Genomic DNA, 21,101 nt, shown 5'->3' on the forward strand with positions numbered 1-21,101 from the left:
GGTCCCGTGGCGGGCCGCCCGGTCCCCCGCTTCGGGCGGCGGACCGGCGCGGGGGTGACCGGGCGGGAGGTCCCGCACGCCGCGGGAAGGCGCCCGGGGGCCGCAAAGGGCACCATGTCTTCCCCCGCTCCGGGTACTTGGGCCTCTGCCCGCACTCCCCTCGTACGCACGATGCTGAGGGTGGAGAACCATCGACCAGACTGTGAGGTGGACCGTGGGCGGTCCTGCTGGCCCGGAACGCCGTACCCGGTTGCGCCGGCTGATCGGTGTCGCGGTGCTGCTGACACCGCTGCTGGTGGCGGGTTCCGTATCCGCTCCGCTGGGCGCGACGGAAGCGGTCGCCGCGTCCGAAGCGGCGCCGGCGGACGCCGGACGGATCGCCTTCGCCGGTACGGGGCATCGCAGCCTCGCGCAGGTTCCGTACGGAACGGGGGCCGCCCAGGACCTGTTCGGCGACGGTCCCGCGCATTACGACCAGGACGCCTTCGGGCGCGGTGACACGCTGGTCTTCACCAGCCTCCGTGACGAGGCGCGGCCACAGGTCTATGTGCGCGACGCGGACGGCGACGTACGCAAGCTCACCACCGGCCGTGACGCCGCGCACCCCGAACTCTCCGTGGACGGCCGGACCGTGGTCTTCGACTCGGCCGAACCGGGCGCCGGGGCCGGGGGGTCCACCCAGCGCGACCTCTGGTCGGTCGGCGTCGACGGCTCCGGTCGTCCGCAGCGGCTGACGAACACGCCGTCCGCCGACGAGACCCACCCGACGCTCTCCCCGGACGGCGAGCGGATCGCGTACGCGAGTGACGGAGGCCCCGAGCCGGGCACGCAGATCTACGCGCGGGACCTGTCCGGCGGAGCGGTCACTTGCATCAGCAACCCGGCGGAGGGCGACGCGCGGGAGCCGGAGTGGAACCCGGTGAACGACGACGACCACGGCAAGCGCGTCGTCTACACCCTGCACCAGACCCCCGAATCGGAGACGGACACCGGGGACCGGCTGCGGATCAGCGAAGGACGGGGAACCGCCCGCCCCCTGATCACCGGCACGTTCGCCGGCTGGGGCACCCGCTCGGCCGCCTGGCTCCCGGGCGGCGACGACCTGGTCTTCCTCAGCCCCAACACGGACTGCGGCTGCTCCGTCTATGACCACGTGTACCGGGCCGGCTCCCTGGAGAACCAGAAGCCGGCGATGGTGCTGTCCGAGGACCGTCAGGTGGAGACACCGGCCGTGCTCGGACCGGTGGACGTCTGGTCGGTGGTCGTCAGCCGCAGGACCACCAAGGACGCCGACCTGGTCACGCTCCAGGACATGCGGCAGGACGGTTCGGACCCCCGGGACCTCCGGCTCGACGTACTGCGTGAGGACCCGAAGGCCCGGACGAACACGAGTGACGATCCCGCCAAGGACCCGCTGTTCCACCCGTCCACCGGCTACGACCCCTGGACCGAGCGGCAGACCTACACGCCGAACGGCCGGAACATCGCCGTGACCCGCTTCGAGACCGTGGACGGCGTACGGATCCAGCGGATCTGGCTGGCCGACACCAACGGAACGAACGAGAAGGTCATGGACCTGGAGGGACGGGGCGCCCAGGACTGGGACACCGACCCCTCCTTCTCCCCGGACGGCACCAGACTGGCGTTCACCCGGACGTCTCCCGCCGGCGGCGACGGTGCGGCGCGGACGAGCCGGGTGCTCGTCGCCGACGTCGCCACGAAGAAGGTCATCGGCGAAGTGGTCCCGCCCACGGGAGAGCTGGTGGGCGGCGACGCCCAGCCCGCCTGGTCCCCGGACGGCACCACGCTCGCCTTCACCCGCAACCAGGTGGTCCGGGGCCTCGGCGGGATCAAGCACGTGTGGACCGCCCCGGTGAAAGCCCTCACTCAGCAGCGAGACCTCAGCACCACCGGTTGCCCCGTCGATTGCAAGGTCATCGACGACAGTCCCGCCTTCTCCCCCGAGGGCACGGCGATCGCCTTCAACCGCAAGGACCGCGCCGACCAGATCAACCAGCGGGCGAGCATCGTCGTCACCTCGCCGGACGGCGAGAACTGCCGGGTCGTCCTGCCGTCCGACCGGCGCGGCGATCCCGAGGCGTGCGCGGCGCAGATCCCGGACGTGTCGGCGACCGGCCCCTACCAGCCACGCGACGTGGCCTGGTCGCCGGACGCCGCCCGGCTGGTGCTCAGCCACCGCCGGGACCGTGCACCGAACTCCCCCGAGCAGCTGTCCGAACTCGACCTCGCCACGGGCACCCTGACCTCCCTGACCGCGAAGCTGCCGGGCCGGCAGAAGGAACCTGCCTTCCAGCCGCAGGCCGACCTGACGGTGACCGCGCCGCCCGTCGGCCCGTCGGTGGAGGCCGGGTCCTCCACCGCGGTGACGGTCACCGTCACCAACCGCGGACCCGCCCCCTCCCCGGACACCACGCTCATCGCCGTCACCCCGCCGGGCGTACGCCTGGAGGAGCTCACCACCGAAGCCGGCTCCTGCGGCGCCGGTTCGCCGAGCTGCGGCCTGGGCATCCTGCGACCGGGCGACGAGGTGGAGGTCACCGCACGGCTGACCGGTGTCACGGCGGGGCCCTGGCAGATCGCCTGGTCGGTCACCGGAGCCGTCATCGACCCGGCCCTTGACAACAACGACACCGGGACGGCCGTCCGGGTCCGCGCCACCCCCGAGCTGCCCGACCCGACGCCTTCCGCGCCCAGCCCCTCCGCGCCGCACACCTCTTCCCCGCCGCCCGCTCCGGCACCGCCCGCTCCGGCACCGCCGGCGCAGCCGCCCGCCCCGCTGCCGCCCGCGCCCGAGGCAGGCCCCGCCGTCGTCGTGCAAGCCCAGCCCAGCCCCGGGTACGTCGGCGGCCGGGTCGTCGTGACGTACACCGTGCGCAACGGGAAGAACGCGCTCGCCACCGGCCTGCGGCTCCGGCTCGGGCTGCCCGCCGGCATCCCGGTGGACACCCTCCCGCCGGGCTGTGCAGCCGGGGTGTGCGAGCTGCCCGACCTCGCGCCGGGAACCGCCTCGGTCCTGCGCGTCGTCCTCGCCCCGGACCGGGCGCTGAGGACGTCCGTCACCGGGAAGCTGTCCACGACCGGCACCGACGCCGACCGCGGTGACAACGTCTCCCGGATCCCGCTGCGCATCCTCCAGCCCCGCATCGTCTCGGTGCCCGCGGTCGGCAAGCCCGGCTTCGTCACCTCGGTGCGCGGCAAGGACTTCCCGCCCGGCGTTCCGGTCAAGCTCACGTGGAAGCCCGGCATCACCGCGACCGCGGCGCCCACCCGCCCGGGCGCCGACGGCACCTTCATCGCCCAGCTGCTGATCCTGGTGAAGGACCGGACGGGCCCGCGCACCATCTCCGCGTCGGGGCCCGGGTTCAGCCCGGTGACCACCCCGTTCCTCGTGGTCAGCGGCACCATCGTCCCGCCGGACGAGGTGGGCCGCAGGTGATCCACGAAGTCGACGAAGGGCTGCGGCTGCTGCTCGTCGACGCCGGCCTCGAGGAGAGCGGCGTCGACCTGGTCTTCGACGCCCCGACCCGGGACTGGTCCGCGCGGCGCAACGCTCCCACGGTCAGCGTCTTCCTGTACGGCATCCGCGAGGACGCCACCCGCCGCCGCAGCGGCACGACCGACGAGTACGACGCCGAGGGCGTGGTCACCGGGCGGCGGACACCGCCGCGCTGGTTCGAACTGACCTATCTGCTGACCGCGTGGACCAACCGCCCGCAGGACGAACACCGCCTGTTGTCCGAGGTGTTGCGCTGCCTGATCCACACGGACGTCCTTCCCGCCCGGATGCTCACCGGCAGCCTGGCCGAGCTCGGGATGACGGTGGAGATGGAGGCGGCGTCCGCGGGTTCCGGGGACCGCCCGTCCACCGTGGACGTGTGGTCCGCGCTCGGCGGCGAGCTGAAGGCCGCGATCGACCTGCGGGTGTGGGCCCCGCTGGCCGGCGAGCTGACGCCCGCCGGACCGCCGGTCACCGAGGGCCTGCTGGTGCGGACGGCCCCCGGACGGGCCGGCGAGTCCCCGGAACCGGGCCGTCGGCTGCGGTACGACGGGGCCTCGGAGGTCCGCGGGGAGGGCTTCGCCGCGGAGCGCGAACGGCAACTGCCGCCGGGGCAGCGACTGCGGTACGACGGGGCGTCGGAGGCCGGCGGGCTGCCGCCGGGCAGGCGCAGGCGTGGAGGTCCGGCGCGGTGACCACGGTGCACGAGAGGCCGACCGGCTTCCGCGAGCCGGCCGGCGCCCCGTCGACGGACGTCGAGGACCTCTGGGAACGGCTGGGCCACATCGAGCGGCGGGTACGGCACGCGGTCGCGCTGCGCCAGGAGACCGACCCGGACCTCAACGACCCGTACCGGGGGCAGTACCTCACCCCGGCCGCGGCCGAGCTGATCCTGGACTCCCGCGACGCGTTCCGGCCCGTTCCGGCGTACGGGGCCGACGCGCCGTACGACTCCGACGCCCTGGCGGGATCCCCGGCCGCGGGCCGCATCGCCGCGCTCGCGGAGCGGTTCGGGCTGGTCGCGCCGGACGTCGATCTCCTGCTCGTCGCGATGGCCCCGGACATCGACGCACGGTTCGAGCGGCTGTACGGCTACCTCAACGACGACCTCACCCGGCGCAGAGCCACGATCGGCCTGGCCCTCGAACTGTGCGGGCTGCCCGCCGCCGGCCCCGGCCGCTTCCGCTTCTCGCCGTCCGCCCCGCTGGTCGCGGCCGGTCTCGTCGAGGTGCTGGAGGCCGACCGTCCGCTGCTCTCCCGGGTGTTGCGCGTGCCGGACCGGGTCACCGCCCATCTGCTCGGCGACGACGGCGTGGACGGGAGGCTGCACGGTCTCCTCCGGGGGGTGGCCGGGTCCGAGGAGGAACACGACCCGTGCCCGACGACGCTGCGGGTCGCGGCGGCGCTGGGCACCGGCAGCGGCCTGGTGCATCTGCTGGACCGGGGCGGCGACCCGGGCCGCCTCGCGGCCGACGCGCTCCTCGCGGCGGGGCGTCGCCCGCTGGTGGTGGACGTCGCGGCACTGGCCGCCGCCCCGGAGCCGGTTCGGACCGCGCGGATCCTGGCCACCGAGGCACGGCTGACCGGCGGCGGTCTCGTCGTCGGCCCGCTGGAAGCGCTCGTCCCCGAGCAGGTCAAGGGCGCCCGACTGATCGACGGGCTCTGCGAGGCGGTCGGCGGCGGCTCCCCGCTGGTCATGTACGGGAAGAAGCACTGGGACCCGTTGTGGGCGGGCGAGAGCCCGGTGACGGTCCACGTCCTGCCCGCGGACCCGGCGGACACGGCACGGCGATGGCGCCGAGCACTCATCGGGGCGGGTGCTGCGGAGGGCCTGCCCGCCGGTGCTGCGGAAGGCCTCGCCGCGGGTGCTGCGGAAGGCGTCGCCGCGGGTGCTGCGGAAGGCGTCGCCGCCGGTGCGCATGAGGGCCTGGCCGCCGGCGCCCCGGAAGGCCTCGCCGCCGGGACCGCGGGGGCCGACGCGCGGCTCGCCGACGCCATCCGCGCCTACCGGCTCGACTCCGGCCAGATCCGCCGGGCCGCCGCCGTCGCCACCCGGCTGGCCGGGCTCGAGGGGCGCCCGGTGGAGGCCCAGGACCTGCGGACCGCTGTCCGGGCCCAGAACGGGGCGGGCCTGGCACGGCTCGCCCGCCGCATCGAGCCCGCCGTCGGCTGGGACGACCTCGTGCTGCCCCCGTCGACCCATCAGCAGCTCTCCGACCTGGCCCTGCGCGCCCGCCACCGGGAGCAGGTACTCGGACGGTGGCGGATGCGGCCGGGCGGCGGCCGGGGCCGGGGCATCGTCGCGCTGTTCGCCGGGGAGTCCGGCACCGGGAAGACCATGTCGGCGGAGGTCGTCGCGGCCGACCTCGGCATGGAGCTGTACGTCGTGGACCTGTCCTCCGTGGTGGACAAGTACATCGGGGAGACCGAGAAGAACCTGGAGAGGATCTTCGTCGAGGCCTCCGACGTCAACGCGGTGCTGCTCTTCGACGAGGCGGACGCCGTCTTCGGGAAGCGCTCGCAGGTCAAGGACGCGCAGGACCGGCACGCCAACGTGGAGTCGGCCTATCTCCTCCAGCGGATCGAGTCCTTCGACGGCATCGCCGTCCTCACCACCAATCTGCGGGCCAACCTCGACGAGGCCTTCACCCGCCGCCTCGACGTGGTCGCCGACTTCCCCGTACCGGACGCGGAGCAGCGGCTGGCCCTGTGGGAGCGCTGCCTGGGCACGGAGATCCCCCGCGCGCCCGGCCTCGATCTGCGGACCTGCGCGGAGCGGTTCGAGCTGACGGGAGGGTCCATCCGCGCCTGCACGGTCACCGCCGCGTACCAGGCGGCGGAGTCGGGCCGCCCGCTGGACACGGAGCAGCTCGTCGCGGCCGTCCTCGCCGAGTACCGCAAGCTCGGACGGCTGGTCCTGGACAGCGAGTTCGGGCCGTGGCTGGAGCGGTCCCGGCGCGGCGGCTGACCGGACGGGCCGGGGCGCACAAGCCCTGGCCCCGCGTCGCGGCGTCCGTATCATCTGACGCATGACTGCAGAGCCCACGCGATCCGCCGGCCGTATGCGCGCCTCCGACGCCGACCGCGAGGCGGTCGTGGAACAGTTGCGGGAGGCGGCGGCCGAGGGCCGCATCGATCTCGAAGAGCTGGACGAGCGCCTGGAGCAGGCGCTCACGGCCAAGACCCACGCCGAACTCGCGCCGCTCACCGAGGACCTGGGCCCGGCCGTCATCGACTCCGGTGAGCCGCTGACCCTGAAGGGCGGCATCCACGGCGCCCAGCGAACGGGCCGCTGGAAGGTGCCGCCGCGCATTGTCGCGTACGGCGGAATGGGCGGCGTACGCCTCGACTTCACGCAGGCCGAGTGCCGGCTGCGCGAGATCGAGGTGGAGGTCGACGCGCAGATGGCCGGGGTGGTCTTCGTGCTCCCGGCGGGCTGGCGGGCGGACACGGACGCGCTGGATCTCGGCTTCGGCGGCCTCAAGGACAAGACCTCGGGCGAACGCCTGCCGGGCACACCGGTGCTCCGGGTGACAGGATCGTGCGGCGCGGGCGGCGTGGTCATCCGCTACGCGAACCTCCGGGAACGCCGAAAGCAGCGCAAGGAGTTGTCACGCTGATCGTGGCGCGGGCGGGGTCGTCAGCGCCGCACGGCCGGGGCGGACGGGACGGAGAGCCTGGGCGGGCGGGACGGAGACGGGGCACCAGCCCGTGCGCGGTGAGGCCGGCCCCCGGGCGCCTTCGATACAAGGCGGCCGGAAAGAGACGCCCGAGCCGGCGCCTCCATGGAAAAGCGAGCCCGTGAGGGACTTCCGGCTCGCGAAGGGCATCCTCCCCGATCTCCGCAGCATGCCGTCGGGATGGTCCCTGTCCGAACAGGCCGACACCCGGGAGATGACTCCGGACAACTGCGACGACGACTGCGGCGGGCTGCTCAGCGAGGGCGAGGTGACGTACGCGGCCTCCGGAACGTCCGACCTGGCGTCGATCCTGTTCGAGGCGTACGAGTCGGCCGACGCGGCGACCACGGGCTGGCGCGCCCGCAACACGGGCTCGGGGGACGGTGTCTCGTCGATGTCCCTGGACCGGATCGGCGACGTGAGCGCCGCGTTCTCCCGGGAGGAGTACACCGGCTCAACGTACAAGTACTCGATGGCCTCGGTCGTCCGTGTCGGAACCGTGGTGATCCGGGTCGCTTACGGTGGCGGCTACGAAGAGCTCGAGCCGTCGGTCCTCTACGGCATCGCCGACATGGTCACCATACGTGCCCGGCAGGCCCAGAACGGGGAGGAGCCGTCCGCCGTCTTCGCCGAGGCGCCCTGATCGTTCGTAAGCGGCCGGGCGGTGGCCGGCGGCCGGGCGGCGGTGGAGTCCCCGCCGCGCCCGTTCAGGGCCGGAACACCGCGACGGCCTCCCAGCCTTCTTCCCGCCGGAACGTCACCTCCAGCTCCATACCGACAGCGAGCGCGCTCTCCTCGCACTCCACGACCTCCGTCATCATTCGCGGTCCCTCCGCCAGGTCGACGACCGCTGCGACGTACGGAACGCGGGCGCCGAACGGCGGCAGGTCGTTGCGGTGGACGACGGACCAGGTGTACAGCGTGGCCCGGCCGCTCGCCCGCTCCCAGTCGACGTCCTCGCTCCAGCAGTGCGGGCAGAACTCGCGCGGATAGTGGTGCGCCCGGTCGCAGGCCCGGCAGCGGCGCAGCAGCAGGTGTCCCTCGGCGGCGGCGTCCCAGTAGGGGCGGGTGAACGCATCGGGCTCGGGGAGGTCGTAGCGGGGGGATGGAGCGGGGGTGGGGGCCGGTGTGGCGGGGCGCGGGGTCGTCACAGGAACAGTCCGATCGCGTGGTCGAGGGACCAGGTCTGCCAGGACATCGCGAACAGGGCGACGAGCGAGATGAGCGCCATCATCGCGTTCTGCCCCTGCTCGGCCCAGTCGTGGATCATCAGGACCAGGTAGAGCAGATTGAGCAGGAGTCCGGCCACTAGCGCGACCGGGGTCAGGAATCCCGACACCAGGCCGAGGCCGAGGGCGAGTTCCGCGTACACGACGACGTAGGCCATGGCCTTCGGGCGCGGGGCGACGATCGTCCGGAAGCCGGCCCCGATCACCGGCCAGCGGTGCTTGCCGGCCACGTCCGCCGCCCAAGCGATGCCTGTGCCGCGTTCGAACCAGCCCTTCTTGTCCTTGTGGCGCCAGCTCTCCAGCCACCACAGGCCGAGGCCTATGCGGAGCACGGCGAGCCACTGCGCTCCGTCGAGCCAGATCGTTCGCATGGGGCCCCTCCTCCTGTCACGGAAACTGACGGTACGTCAGTTCACCCGATGGCGACAGGCTGCGCAAGGGGCGTGCACCCGTGATCATTTCGCAATCGATTCCGGTCTTGACCGAGACCCATCAAGGGTGTGCGCGATTACGCTCCGAACCATGTCCGACAGCACGTCTACCTCCGGTAGCTCCAACACCCCGGCCCCCACCGACATCACCGAGGACCGCCCCGTCTACGTCATCGGCGGCGGCCCCGGCGGGCTCGCCGCCGCCGCGGCCCTGCGCGAGCAGGGGGTCCGCGCCGTCGTCCTGGAGAAGTCCGGGGACGTCGGCGCGTCCTGGCGGCGCCACTACGACCGGCTGCATCTGCACACCACCCGGCGCTGGTCCGCTCTCCCCGGGCTGCCCATGCCCCGCCGGTTCGGCCGCTGGGTCTCCCGGGACGACGTGGTGCGCTACCTGGAGAAGTACGTCGAGCACCACGGGCTGGAAGTGGTGACGGGCGTCGAGGTCTCCCGCATCGACCCGGCGGCGGACGGCACGGGGTGGCGGCTGACCGCCACCGGCGGGCGTGAACTGACCGGCCGCGCCGTCGTCGTGGCCACCGGCTACAACCACACCCCGCGCATCCCCGACTGGCCCGGGCGCGACACCTTCACCGGCGAACTGCTGCACGCCTCCGACTACCGCAACCCGGCCCCGTACGCGGGCAAGGACGTCCTCGTCGTGGGCATCGGCAACACGGGCGCGGAGATCGCCGTCGACCTGGTGGAGGGCGGGGCATCCCGCGTACGGCTCGCCATACGCACCGTTCCCCACATCGTGCGCCGCTCCACTGCGGGCTGGCCCGCGCAGGCGACCGGCATCCTGGTGCGCCGGCTGCCCGTCGCGCTCGTCGACCGGGCCGGCGGCCTGATGGCCCGCGTCGCCGTGCCCGACCTCTCCGGACACGGTCTGCCCCGGCCGGACACGGGCCTGTACTCCCGGGTCAAGGACGGGGCGATCCCGGTCCAGGACGTGGGGCTGATCGACGCGGTGAAGGGCGGCCGGGTGGCGCCGGTGGCAGCCGTCGCGTCGTTCGACGAGGACGCGGTGGTGCTGGCGGACGGGACCCGGGTCACCCCGGACGCGGTGATCGCCGCGACCGGCTACGTCCGGGCCCTGGAGCCGCTGGTCGGCCACCTGGGGGTGCTGGACGCGCGGGGCCGGCCGGTGGTGCACGGCGGGCGTACGCCGAAGCAGGCGCCCGGGCTGTACTTCACCGGGTTCACGAACCCGATCAGCGGGATGCTCCGGGAGATGGCGCTGGACGCGCGGAGGATCGCAAAGCGGGTGGCCGGGACGGCGTGAGTGGGGGTCACCGGGTGCGGGGCCACCCGGTGCGGGCCGCGGTGGTGCGGGTCGGCTCGGGTGCGGGGCCACCCGGTGCGGGCCGCGGTGGTGCAGGGACACCCGGTGCGGGCCGCGGTGGTGCAGGGACACCCGGTGCGGGCCGCGGTGGTGCAGGGACACCCGGTGCGGGCCGCCCTCAATCGCCGGGCGGGCTTGAAAGGGTGGCCCGGCCCCGTGTGCGCACCCGTGGGGGGTAGCCCGGGGCCCCCCGGGGCGTCTCCTCGGTCGCCGAACGTTCCGCCGGTACGCGAAGAACCCGGGTACTTGTTCGGCGCCCTGCGGGGACTCTCCTGCACGCCCCCGGGCCGGCCGTCATGCGTCGTACGGGGCCGCTCCGGCGTGGGGTAGACCGGATTCGGGGGCGCCGTGCGGGGCAGCCTTTGCTTGCACGGTTATTCCTGACGGGGCGTCAGTTCAGTAACCTGACAGAGCGTCAGGTTCGCTGCGGACGCCGGCCGGGCACCCCGCGTGCCGACGGATTTTCGAGCAGGAGTGGGCGGAACGATGCTTGGATCGACTCACGGCACCCTCACTACCGACTTCCGCGCCCGGGTGGTGGCCTGCGGCGAGGAGCCTCATGCCGCCGTCCACAGCATGGCGGCCGCCGCCGCGGAGGGCGACCTCGATGTCAGCGGGCGTCCGCTGCACGCGCCCGTGCCGGATCTGGACCGGTTCTTCCGGCCGGAGTCCGTCGCCGTCATCGGCGCCTCCGACACCGAGGGGCGGCCCAACACGGGGATCACCCGTCAGCTGGTCGCCTGGGCCGAGCGGGTCGGGGCGCGGCTGTATCCGGTGCACCCCACGCGGGAATCCGTCTTCGGGCGGCCGTGCTCTCCTTCCGTCGCCGCGCTGCCGGAACAGGTGGACCTGGCGGTGCTGCTGGTCGGCGACCCGCTCCCCGTCATCGAGGAGCTCGCGCAGGCCAAGGTGAAGTTCGCCGTCGCGTTCGCCTCGGGCTTCGCGGAGACCGGTGCGGAGGGCGCGGCCGCGCAGGCCCGGCTGGCCGCCGCCGTGGAGCGGTCGGGGCTGCGGCTGCTCGGCCCGAACACCAACCTCAACGCCTTCGAGGAGTTCCGCGACGACCTGGACGGGCCGGCGATCGCGCTGATCACCCAGTCCGGCCACCAGGGGCGCCCCGTCTACACGCTCCAGGAGCTGGGCGTGCGGCTCTCGCACTGGGCTCCCACGGGCAACGAGGCGGATCTGGAGACCGCCGACTTCATCGCGTACTTCTCCCAGCGCCCCGAGGTCGGGGCCATCGCCTGCTACGTCGAAGGGCTCAAGGACGGGCGCTCCTTCCTGCTCGCCGCGGACCGGGCCGCCCGCGCCGGTGTCCCGGTGGTGGCGGTGAAGGTGGGGCGTACGGAGACGGGGGCCAGGATGGCCGCGTCACACACCGGCAAGCTGACCGGCGCCGACCAGGTCGTCGACGCGGCGATGCGGCAGTTCGGCGTGATCCGGGTGGACGGCCTCGACGAACTCCAGGACACCGCCGCCCTCCTGGCCCGGGCCCGCAAGCCGCTGGCCGACGGCGTCGTGGTGTATTCGATCTCGGGTGGCACGGGCGCGCACTTCTCGGACCTGGCGACCGCGGCGGGGCTCTGCCTGCCGGTGCTGTCCGAGGAGAAGCAGGCCGAGCTGCACACCTGGATCCCCGGCTATCTGAACGTGGCCAACCCGGTCGACAACGGCGGCCACCCGGTCGGCGACTGGCGCGGCCGGAAGATCATCGACGCCATCCTCGCCGACCCGGAGGTGGGGGTGCTGATCTGTCCGATCACCGGCCCCTTCCCGCCGATGAGCGACAGGCTCGCGCAGGACCTGGTGGACGCGGCGGAGGCCACGGACAAGCTGGTGTGCGTGGTCTGGGGGTCGCCGGTCGGCACCGAGGACGCCTACCGTACGACGCTTCTCGGCTCGTCCCGCGTCGCCACCTTCCGTACGTTCGGCAACTGCATCACCGCGGTGAAGGCCTATCTGGACCACCACCGGTTCGCCGCCTCCTACCGCTCCCCGTTCGACGAGGCGCCGCGCACCCCTTCCCCCTCGTTCCGCAAGGCGCAGGCACTGATGCGCCCGGGACACCAGCTGAGCGAGCACGCGGCGAAGCAGCTCCTGCGGGCGTACGGAATCCGGGTGGCGCGTGAGCAGTTGGTGACCAGCGCCGCGGCGTCCGTCCGGGCGGCGGGGCTCGTCGGCTACCCCGTCGTCATGAAGGCGTCCGGGTCGCGGCTGGCGCACAAGACGGAGCTGGGGCTGGTCAAGGTCGGGCTCACCTCGGCCAGCCAGGTGCGGGACGCCTATCGGGAGCTCACCGACATCGCGCGCTACGAGAGCGTCGAGCTGGACGGCATCCTGGTCTGCCAGATGGTGGAACGAGGCGTCGAGATGATGGTCGGCGTCACGCAGGACGCCCTGTTCGGGCCGACGGTGACGGTCGGGCTCGGTGGCGTACTCGTCGAGGTGCTGCACGATGCGGCGGTGCGGGTGCCGCCGTTCGGCGAGGACGAGGCGCGGGCGATGCTCGGCGAACTCCGCGGCCGGGCCCTGCTGGAAGGGGTGCGGGGCGGCCTGCCGGTGGACGTGGACGCGCTCGTCGAAGTCGTCCTGCGGGTGCAGCGGATGGCCCTGGAACTCGGGGACGACCTGTGCGAACTCGACATCAACCCGCTGATGGTGCTGAGCCGCGGACAGGGCGCGGTGGCCCTGGACGCGCTCGCCGTCTGCCGCTGACCCGCCACCCCGTCGCCGCGCCCGCCATCGCGCCTGCCACCTGCCCAGGAGCTGCCTCATGCCGTCCTCCCCCGAAGACATCGCCGACCCGTCCGGATCGCCTGAATCATTGATACTCCACGCCACTGACAACGGGGTCTCCTGGATCACGCTCAACCGCCCCGGCGCGATGAACGCGGTCACCCGGGACCAGCGCGAACGCATCATCGCGCTGCTCGGCGAGGCATCCGCCGACCCCGCCGTCCGGGCCGTCGTCCTCACCGCCACCGGCCGCGGCTTCTGCGCCGGAGCCGACCTGCGCGGCGCCCCGGCGACCGGCGACCGGGTGCCGGGCGATGTGGCCCGGACGATCCGGCTCGGCGCGCAGCGTCTGATCGCCGCGGTCCTGGACTGCGAGAAGCCCGTCCTGGCCGCGGTCAACGGCACGGCGGCCGGGATCGGCGCACACCTCGCGTTCGCGTGCGATCTGGTGCTGGCGGCCCAGTCGGCGAAGTTCATCGAGGTCTTCGTGCGCCGCGGGCTCGTACCGGACGGGGGCGGCGCCTACCTGCTGCCGCGCCTGATCGGTCCGCAACGCGCCAAGGAGTTGATGTTCTTCGGCGACGCGCTGTCTGCGGCGGACGCGGAACGCCTGGGCCTGGTCAACCGGACGGTCCCGGACGAGGAGCTGGCACGGACGGCACGGGCCTGGGCCCAGCGCCTGGCCGAGGGGCCGACCCGCGCGATCGCCCTGACGAAGCAGCTCGTCAACGCGTCGATGGACGCGGACCGGGTCGCGGCGTTCGCCGCCGAGGCCATGGCCCAGGAGATCAACATGACGACGCAGGACGCCAACGAGGGCGTGGCGAGCTTCGTGGAACGGCGGGTGCCGGAGTACCGGGGGGTGTGAGGGGAGAGCTCAGGCGGGTGACAGCCCGCCGGTGTCCAGGTCCAGGCCGAACGGGTCCGGCAGCCGCAGAACCACGCCGAACGGGTGCGGGCCGTCCGCACGGGTGTAGCCGAGGTCGCCGGGCTCGGAGAACAGGGTCACGCTGCCTTCGATCCGGTCGACCAGGAGGTAGAGAGGGGCTCGGTACTCGGCGTACCGGCGGCGTTTCACGACCCGGCCGGTTTCCGCGTTCGACTCGGACGTGACTTCCACGACGAGAAGTGTCTGGTCCGGGAGCAGGGCGCCGCCGCCCTTGGCGAGCGCCTCGGGCACGACCGCGATGTCGGGCACGTACCAGTTCGACGAGCCGGGAAGGTCCAGGTTTCCCGAGCCCTCGACGCACCCGATCTCGTCGACCCGGTCCTCGATCTGCCGACGGATCAGCCGGGCGGCGCGTTCGTGGTCCCAGGTGGGTGACACGGGCTCGATGATCCCCTCGATGATCTGGGCGCGATCGCCACGGATACGCTGCACGGCGAACTTCAGGGCACGTTCGGAGTCGATGCCCTGCCCGTAGTCGGGTGCGCTGGGCATCTCGCGTCTCCCCTCGCTCCACCACCTGTGACGACTCAGAGTATCCGCCGTAGCACTTGGTGTCGCCGGAAAGCGGGGAGCCCTCCACCCCTGCAGCGTCCGCATCCCTGACTTTCGGCAGTGCCGGTGCGGCGCCGCGGTGCGTACCGTCGACCGGGTGGAGAGAACGTTGATCAGTGGCGCGGTCCGGCGGGCCGTCGCGCCGGGGAACCTGCTGGCCGTGGCCGCCGCCGCGTGTGCCGCGCTGAGCACGGTCAGTCTGTGGTGGGCGCTGCCCGCCGCGGTGACCGCCTTCCTCGCCGGCCGGGAGCCGGGCAGGACCGGGCCCACCCTCCTCGTGCTCGTCGCGGTCGTGGCCGGTGGGGTGGTGGCGGTGGCGCTGGTGCCCTGGTGGCTGCTGCTCGCGGGGCGGTTCGTCGCGGTGGTCGTGGTGGCCGCGATGCTGCCGTGGTTCGCGGGGCGCTTCTGGCGTCAGTACCAGGAGCTCGTACGGGCCGGCTGGGAGCGGGCGGGGCGGCTGGAGCGGGAGCAGCAGCTCGTCGCGGAGCAGGCCCGCTCCCGCGAACGGGCCCGGATCGCGCAGGACATGCACGACCTCCTCGGGCACGACCTCAGCCTCATCGCCCTGTCGGCGGGCGCCCTCAAGCTCGCCCCCGGCCTGGACGAGGCGCACCGGGCCGCGGCCGGGGAGATCAGGGCCCGGGCGGCGGCCTCCGTCGAGCGGCTCGGGGAGGTGATCGGCCTCCTGCGCGAGGAGGCCGACGACGCGCCGCCCGGACCGCCGGGTACCGGAATCCCGCGGCTCGTCGCGGAGGCCGCAGCCGCCGGTCTCCCCGTCGCCCTCCACGTGGAGGGCGATGCCGGCGCGATGCCCCCGCCGGCCGCGCGGGCCGCCCACCGCGTCGTCCAGGAGTCCCTGACCAACGCGGCCAAGCACGCCCCGCACGCCCGGGTGGACGTGCGGCTGGCGCACACGGACGGGGTGACGACGGTCCGGGTCGAGAACGGGCCGGCGTCCGTACCGGCGGGCCGGCCGGACGCCCCCGGCACCGGCACCGGCACCGGCACCGGCACCGGACTGGGGCTGATCGGGCTGGACGAACGCGTACGACTGGCGGGCGGCACCTTCGCCCATGGCCCGTACGACGACGGCTTCGCGGTCGTCGCGCGTCTCCCGCACACCCCGCCCGACCGCCTCCCGGCCGCCGCTCCCCGGCTCGTCCGTGAGGCCCTGCCGCCGGAGCACCGGCGCGCCCGCGGCCGTGTCCGTCAGGCCCTGATCCTGGCCGTGGTGATCCCGCTGGTGGCGTGGGCGGTACTGAGCGCCGCGCTCATGGGCTGGGACATCCACTCGGCCCGGCAGTCGGTCCTGCACCCCGGCGACTTCGCCCGGCTGCGGGTGGGCCAGGACCGGGGCTCGGTCGAGCGCACGCTGCCCGAGCGCGAGACCACGCAGCGGCCGGTGGCGGGCGCACCCGAGGGGGCGGGCATCACGTGTGCGTACTACGCGATGACGGCGGACCGCTTCGACGACCGGTCCGGGGACGCGTACCGGCTCTGCTTCCGGGACGGCCGGCTGATGTCGAAGGAGGCGCTCACCCCGTGAACGCCCGCTGCCTGTCCAGGACCAAGAAGGAGTGCTCCTCATGATCAGGGTCCTCGTGGCCGACGACGAGCCGATGATCCGCGCCGGGGTGCGCGCGGTGCTGTCCACCGACCCGGGCATCGAGATCGTCGCCGAGGCGGGCGACGGGCACGAAGCGGTGGAACTGGTGCACCGCCACCGTCCGGACGTGGCCGTGCTCGACATCCGCATGCCCGGCGCCAACGGCATCGAGGCGGCCGTCGAGATCCGGCGCACCGTGCCGGCGACCGGCGTCGTGATGCTGACGACCTTCGGCGAGGACGACTACATCCTCCAGGCGCTCGGAGGCGGCGCCGCCGGGTTCCTGATCAAGTCGGGCGAGCCCGAGGAGCTGATCGCGGGGGTCCGCGCGGTGGCCGACGGCGCCGCCTACCTGTCACCGAAGGTCGCTGCCCGGGTCGTCGCCCACCTCTCGGCCACGGGCGCGGGCGCCCTGGCCGGCCGTCGTACCGCCGCCCGGGAACGGGTCCGCATGCTCACCGCCCGGGAACGCGACGTGCTGGCCTTCCTCGGCAGCGGGCTGTCCAACGGGCAGATCGCGCGCCGGCTCCACCTGGTCGAGGGGACGGTCAAGGCCCACGTGAGCTCGATCCTGGCCCGGCTGGCCGTGGACAACCGGGCCGCCGCTGCGGTCGTCGCCCACGAGGCCGGAATCGTCGCCCCGGCGGATCCACCTGCCGTCTGACTGCCCCTCAGGGCCGAGCGTGCCGGCGTCGGCTTGTGGCCCGGACCAAGGCCGGCGGCCGGGACCGGCTCCACCTCACGCCGCCGGCGAAGCCGCAGGCGGCGCCTTCCTCCGACTCGCCGCCTGCCGCATCACCGAACGACACGGTCCCGCGTTGTCAGGTCCTCCTAGGATGGTGACGATGCCGTGGGCCGCCGCTCGCACGAGGTGATGCGCCCTCGGGCGACAGTGTGACGGGAGACCTTGATGGGCTCGTTCGACGTGCCGTTGGACGACGAACGCACACAGCTCGACGCGTTCGTGACGGAGTATCGGAGCGCCATCGAGGCAGCCCTCGACGGCCTCACCGAGGAGCAGGCCCGCCGTCGGCTCGTCCCGTCGGCGACTACGCTGCTCGGGCTGCTGAAGCACGTCACCTGGATGCAGCGTGTCTGGTTCGAGGAGTGCGTCGGCGGCACACCCCGGCGTGATCTCGGCTTGGTCCAGAGCCCTGACGCGTCCTTCCGGCTGACCGACGACGACACCGTCGCCTCCGTCACGGCAGCCCACCGGGACGCCTGCGCAACGGCCCGGACAGTGGTGACCGGACTGCCACTGGACACCGTCGTGACCGGCCACCGGGCCGGACCGCGCACGCTGCGCTGGGTGTACTTGCAGGTCCTGCGCGAGCTGGCCCACCACTGCGGGCACGCCGACATCCTGCGCGAGCAGCTGCTCGCGGCCGGCTGAGTACGGAGGGCGGCCCCGCGGCGGATCCACTGGGTGAACCGGCGGCCGGTGTTCCAGGTCACCGGAAGCAGGCCGTCACCCCCTCCGGACGAACCCGGGAACGGTTCCCCCGGATCCTGCGTCCGCTCCTTTGTTGCCGACTGTTATTGAGGGGCCGGGATGCGAGTTCGGACGCTGGTGGGCATGGCGGTATCGACGTGCGTGGTGCTGGGGGCGAGCGCGTGCGGTCCGGAGAAGCCGGGAGAAGACACGTCCCCGGCCGCGAAGCCTTCGCAATCGTCCCAGCGGCCGCGGTCCGAAGAACCGTCCGCGTCACCGCGGACCGAGAAGCCGTCAGCCGAGCCGACCGGTAACGGGTCCGCGCCCAAGACGAAGGAGGGCGCGATCCAGAGGTACGAGCAGTACCTCCAAGCTGTGGGGCGTGAGGACATCGCCACGGTCTGCGAAGTGGCCGGGCCGGCGGCGAAGCAGGCCGAGGACCAGGGGTTCGGACCATGCACGTCGACGTTCGTCGTCACGTTTCAGATGATCTCACCCGCACAGAAGAAGGCCCTGCGAACCGCGACGGTCGACCCACAGCGCGTCGATGAGCCGACCCCCGCGAAGGTCGAGATTCCGACCGCCGCGATCAGGGCCTCCGTCACGTTCTCCGAGAGCGAGCTCGGCAACAGCACTCTGGAATACCTCAAGGACAATTGGTACGTCACCGACTGAGTCCGTCGTCAACTGTCCGGCCCTCTTCTCCGAGCATCGGCTGTTCCCTCAGCTCAGGGAGCGTCGGGCAGATCAGCGCTCCGCGTTTCACAAGTCGGTGAGAGCGCTGACACCGCCGCCCTGGCAAGGGACAGGAACGCGAGCAGCAGAGCGGCGACGACCGACCCGCCGAGCACCGCTCCGGCCAGCACGTCGTGCGGATAGTGCGCGCCCACCACCACCCGCAGCAGCGCCTCCGCCCCGGCCAGCGGCAGCGCGACGGCGGCGAGGCGCGGCCTCAGCAGGGCCAGGCCCACACCCAGGCCCGCCGCGAGGGTGGCGTGGTTGCTCGGGAAGGACCAGTCGCCGGGCGGCGGGCAGGGGGCGAGCGTCGCGGCACTGCGGAGCAGGACCCGGCAAGGGCGTTCCTCGTCGATGACGAGTTTCACGGCCTCGCTGGCCGCGTAGGCGAGCGCGGTGCCGATCCCGGTGAGCACGGCCCCGGCCGAGACCCGGGTGTCCGCCCGGCGTACGGCGCTCCACCAGACCCACACCAGCAGCATCCCGAGGACCACCAGCGCCCCGTCACAGGCCGCCTCCAGCAGCGAGCCCGCCCAGGAGGGCGCGTCGGCCACCGTCCCGGTCACCGAGCGGTAGGCGGACGCCGACGGGCCGTCCGTCACCTCCACGGCGTGTTTCGTCCCCAGGCCCCCCGGGGCGAGGCCTGCGACGGCGGCCGCGCCCGTACCCAGGACGACGCAGGCAAGCAGGGGCCGCGCGGTTCGGGTTACGCCTCCGGTTCCGCTTCCGGTTTCGTTTTGGGTCTCGTTTCTCATGGAAGCCGAATCTAGGAGCGGCGGAGGCGAAGGTCCCGGACCGAATGGCAGGAGCGACCCCTGACGAAGGTCGGGGGTCGCCTCGCCCCCGCCCTTCCAATCTGACGCAGCGTCAGTTCTAATCGAAGGGTGATGGGACACGCAGGCATGGCCGCAACCGCCGTCCGCTACCTCAGGTCCGTCGGCGCTCCGACGGCCACCGGCCCGGTGCCGGTCGACTCCATGCCGCGCCCCGCCCTGCGGGCCGTCGCCGACGACGAGCGACTGCCACTCGGCCGGGGCGAGTTCCGCCGCGTGCTGGGGCACTTCGCGAGTGGTGTCACCGTCGTCACCGCACACGCGTCAGACAGCGAAGGCGGCCCGGCCGGCTTCGCATGCCAGTCGTTCGCCTCACTCTCGCTGGATCCGCCGCTGGTCACCTTCATGGTCGCCCGTACGTCGACGACCTGGCCGCGCATCGCCCGAGCCGGGGTCTTCTGCGTCAACATCCTGGGCGCGGACCAGGGTGCGCTGTGCCGGGGCTTCGCCGTCAGCGGCGCCGACAAGTTCGCCGGGGTGGCCCACTCCCCCGCCCCCGCCACCGGTTCGCCCCTGCTGGACGGCGTGCCGGCCTGGGTCGACTGCCGCGTCCAGGCCGTCCACACGGGCGGCGACCATCTGATCGTGGTCGGCCGGGTGGAGGCGCTGGGCGCGACCGCCGAAGGGGACGGGCCCGGCCCCCTGCTCTTCCACCGAGGAGTGTTCGGCCGCTTCAGCGGCTGAACGGCTCACTTCACGACGGCGTCCACCGGCTCCCCGGCCCGGCGGATCATCAGGGCCATCAGCGCCGCCATCGCGCACAGCGCCCCGGCGGCGTACCAGACCATGTCGTACGAACCGAAGTGGTCGCGCGCCACCCCGCCGAGGAACGCCACCAGGGCCGCACCCACCTGGTGGGAGGCGAGGACCCAGCCGAAGACGATCGCGCTGTCGTCGCCGTACTGCTCCCGGCACAGGGCCAGTGTCGGCGGGACGGTGGCGACCCAGTCGAGTCCGTAGAACACGATGAAGAAGACCATCGGCGGGTGCACCGACGGCGCCATCAGGACAGGCAGGAACAGCAGCGAGACCCCGCGGAGCGCGTAGTACGCGGCCAGCAGGCGGCGGGCGTCGAAGCGGTCGGTGAGCCAGCCCGAGAAGACCGTGCCGATGATGTCGAAGATCCCGATGACGGCGAGCAGTGAGGCCGCGGCGGTGATGGGCATGTGGTGGTCGTGCGCCGAGGGCACGAAGTGGGTGCGGATCAGGCCGTTGGTCGAGGCGCCGCAGATCGCGAACGACCCGGCGAGCAGCCAGAACGGTCCGGTGCGGGCCGCGTCGAAGAGGACGCGTACGGTCCGGCTCGCCGCCCCACGCGCGGGCGCGGGCTTGTCCACGTACTCCCCGCCGTACGGGGAGAGGCCCACGTCGGCGGGGTGGTCGCGCATCAGGAACCAGACGAACGGCACGACGGCCAGGGCCGCCAGGGCGACGGTCACCGAGGCGGGCCGCCAGCCGTGCCGGTCGACGATCCAGGCGCACAGGGGCAGGAAGACGAGCTGCCCCGAGGCGCCGGCCGCGGTGAGGATGCCGGTGACCAGGCCGCGGCGGGCGACGAACCAGCGGTTGGTGACCGTCGCGGAGAACGACATCGCCATCGCGCCGGTACCGAGGCCGACGAGCAGCCCCCAATAGATCATCAGCTGCCAGGCGGCGGTCATCCAGACGCTGGCCAGCGCACCGGCCGCGACCGCGCTGAGGGCCACGACCACCACCCGGCGGATGCCGAACCGGTCCATCAGCGCCGCGGCGAACGGCGCGGTGAGCCCGTACAGCGCCATGTCGATGGAGACGGCGAGGCCGATCTCCCCGCGTGACCAGTGGAACTCCGCGTGGAGGGGGTCGATCAGGAGTCCGGGCAGGGCGTTGAAGGCCGCGCCGCCGATGATCGTCACGAAGGTGACGGCGGCGACGATCCAGGCACGGTGGACGCGGCGGCGGGGCGCCTCGGGGCCGTTGCGCGGGCTGTGGTCGCGAGCGGCGGGTTCGGTTGTCTGGGTCACGTCACTCAGCATCCCGTCCGGCGCCCTCACCCACGAGTGGCCCGGGGGACATGGTT

Annotated in this window: 18 protein-coding genes; 13 read left to right on the plus strand and 5 right to left on the minus strand. The window is 73.2% G+C overall.

From position 1 onward, the window contains the following. Positions 1-214 precede the first annotated feature (214 nt). The 5 genes from ABTX18_RS17340 (at position 215) to ABTX18_RS17360 (ending at position 7,840) form a co-directional block, all read left to right on the plus strand. The gene (locus tag ABTX18_RS17340; protein WP_352123527.1) at positions 215-3,457 is read left to right on the plus strand and encodes a hypothetical protein; all 3,243 of its coding nucleotides are present in this window, start codon (positions 215-217) and stop codon (positions 3,455-3,457) included. Further along, positions 3,454-4,212, plus strand: coding sequence for a Pvc16 family protein (locus ABTX18_RS17345; RefSeq protein WP_352123528.1), 759 nt, complete (start codon positions 3,454-3,456; stop codon positions 4,210-4,212). Before ABTX18_RS17340 ends, ABTX18_RS17345 begins: the two co-directional genes overlap by 4 nt. Positions 4,213-4,217: 5 nt before the next feature. After that, positions 4,218-6,485: an ATP-binding protein gene (locus ABTX18_RS17350; RefSeq protein WP_352123618.1), complete on the plus strand. Its 2,268-nt coding sequence runs from the start codon at positions 4,218-4,220 to the stop codon at positions 6,483-6,485. A gap of 61 nt (positions 6,486-6,546) precedes the next feature. Then, on the plus strand, positions 6,547-7,137 hold the full coding sequence (locus ABTX18_RS17355) for a DUF1707 SHOCT-like domain-containing protein (protein ID WP_352123529.1): 591 nt from the start codon (positions 6,547-6,549) through the stop codon (positions 7,135-7,137). Positions 7,138-7,318: 181 nt separating this feature from the next. Next, positions 7,319-7,840 carry a hypothetical protein gene (locus ABTX18_RS17360; protein ID WP_352123530.1) on the plus strand — a complete coding sequence of 174 codons (522 nt, stop codon included), beginning with the start codon at positions 7,319-7,321 and terminating at the stop codon, positions 7,838-7,840. A gap of 64 nt (positions 7,841-7,904) precedes the next feature. On the opposite strand, the gene ABTX18_RS17365 is transcribed toward ABTX18_RS17360, so the two are convergent. Then, positions 7,905-8,348 carry a Zn-ribbon domain-containing OB-fold protein gene (locus ABTX18_RS17365; RefSeq protein WP_352123531.1) on the minus strand — a complete coding sequence of 148 codons (444 nt, stop codon included), beginning with the start codon at positions 8,346-8,348 and terminating at the stop codon, positions 7,905-7,907. After that, on the minus strand, positions 8,345-8,797 hold the full coding sequence (locus ABTX18_RS17370; protein ID WP_352123532.1) for a DoxX family protein: 453 nt from the start codon (positions 8,795-8,797) through the stop codon (positions 8,345-8,347). The genes ABTX18_RS17365 and ABTX18_RS17370 overlap by 4 nt, the downstream gene beginning before the upstream one ends. A gap of 151 nt (positions 8,798-8,948) precedes the next feature. Between ABTX18_RS17370 and ABTX18_RS17375 the strand changes: the two genes are divergently transcribed. The 3 genes from ABTX18_RS17375 (at position 8,949) to ABTX18_RS17385 (ending at position 13,803) form a co-directional block, all read left to right on the plus strand. Beyond that, positions 8,949-10,139, plus strand: a complete 1,191-nt coding sequence (locus ABTX18_RS17375; RefSeq protein ID WP_352123533.1) for a flavin-containing monooxygenase — start codon at positions 8,949-8,951, stop codon at positions 10,137-10,139. Positions 10,140-10,685: 546 nt separating this feature from the next. Next, positions 10,686-12,914, plus strand: coding sequence for an acetate--CoA ligase family protein (locus ABTX18_RS17380; RefSeq protein WP_352123534.1), 2,229 nt, complete (start codon positions 10,686-10,688; stop codon positions 12,912-12,914). Positions 12,915-12,972: 58 nt separating this feature from the next. Next, entirely contained in the window at positions 12,973-13,803 is an 831-nt protein-coding gene (locus ABTX18_RS17385) for an enoyl-CoA hydratase/isomerase family protein (RefSeq protein ID WP_352123535.1), read from the plus strand. Between the two features lie 9 nt (positions 13,804-13,812). Here ABTX18_RS17385 and ABTX18_RS17390 read toward each other — a convergent pair whose 3' ends face one another. After that, positions 13,813-14,376: a Uma2 family endonuclease gene (locus ABTX18_RS17390; RefSeq protein WP_352123536.1), complete on the minus strand. Its 564-nt coding sequence runs from the start codon at positions 14,374-14,376 to the stop codon at positions 13,813-13,815. Between the two features lie 157 nt (positions 14,377-14,533). On the opposite strand from ABTX18_RS17390, the gene ABTX18_RS17395 reads away from it, so the two are divergent. The 4 genes from ABTX18_RS17395 (at position 14,534) to ABTX18_RS17410 (ending at position 18,149) form a co-directional block, all read left to right on the plus strand. Further along, positions 14,534-15,982 (plus strand): sensor histidine kinase, encoded by a 1,449-nt coding sequence (locus ABTX18_RS17395; RefSeq protein WP_352123537.1) that lies wholly within the window; start codon positions 14,534-14,536, stop codon positions 15,980-15,982. A 40-nt stretch (positions 15,983-16,022) separates the two neighbouring features. Beyond that, the gene (locus ABTX18_RS17400; RefSeq protein WP_352123538.1) at positions 16,023-16,706 is read left to right on the plus strand and encodes a response regulator; all 684 of its coding nucleotides are present in this window, start codon (positions 16,023-16,025) and stop codon (positions 16,704-16,706) included. 246 nt (positions 16,707-16,952) lie between these two features. Then, positions 16,953-17,435 (plus strand): DinB family protein, encoded by a 483-nt coding sequence (locus ABTX18_RS17405; RefSeq protein WP_352123539.1) that lies wholly within the window; start codon positions 16,953-16,955, stop codon positions 17,433-17,435. Positions 17,436-17,618: 183 nt separating this feature from the next. Further along, positions 17,619-18,149, plus strand: coding sequence for a hypothetical protein (locus ABTX18_RS17410; protein WP_352123540.1), 531 nt, complete (start codon positions 17,619-17,621; stop codon positions 18,147-18,149). A gap of 53 nt (positions 18,150-18,202) precedes the next feature. Here the strand turns inward: ABTX18_RS17410 and ABTX18_RS17415 are convergent, their stop codons facing one another. After that, positions 18,203-18,964, minus strand: a complete 762-nt coding sequence (locus ABTX18_RS17415) for a phosphatase PAP2 family protein (protein ID WP_503061161.1) — start codon at positions 18,962-18,964, stop codon at positions 18,203-18,205. Positions 18,965-19,111: 147 nt separating this feature from the next. Between ABTX18_RS17415 and ABTX18_RS17420 the strand changes: the two genes are divergently transcribed. Continuing rightward, the gene (locus ABTX18_RS17420; RefSeq protein ID WP_352123542.1) at positions 19,112-19,726 is read left to right on the plus strand and encodes a flavin reductase family protein; all 615 of its coding nucleotides are present in this window, start codon (positions 19,112-19,114) and stop codon (positions 19,724-19,726) included. A gap of 5 nt (positions 19,727-19,731) precedes the next feature. On the opposite strand, the gene ABTX18_RS17425 is transcribed toward ABTX18_RS17420, so the two are convergent. Continuing rightward, positions 19,732-21,057 carry an MFS transporter gene (locus ABTX18_RS17425; protein WP_352123543.1) on the minus strand — a complete coding sequence of 442 codons (1,326 nt, stop codon included), beginning with the start codon at positions 21,055-21,057 and terminating at the stop codon, positions 19,732-19,734. Positions 21,058-21,101 lie beyond the last annotated feature (44 nt).

Origin of the sequence: Streptomyces sp. NPDC096323, assembly GCF_040302845.1 — a bacterium.
Classification (GTDB): domain Bacteria; phylum Actinomycetota; class Actinomycetes; order Streptomycetales; family Streptomycetaceae; genus Streptomyces.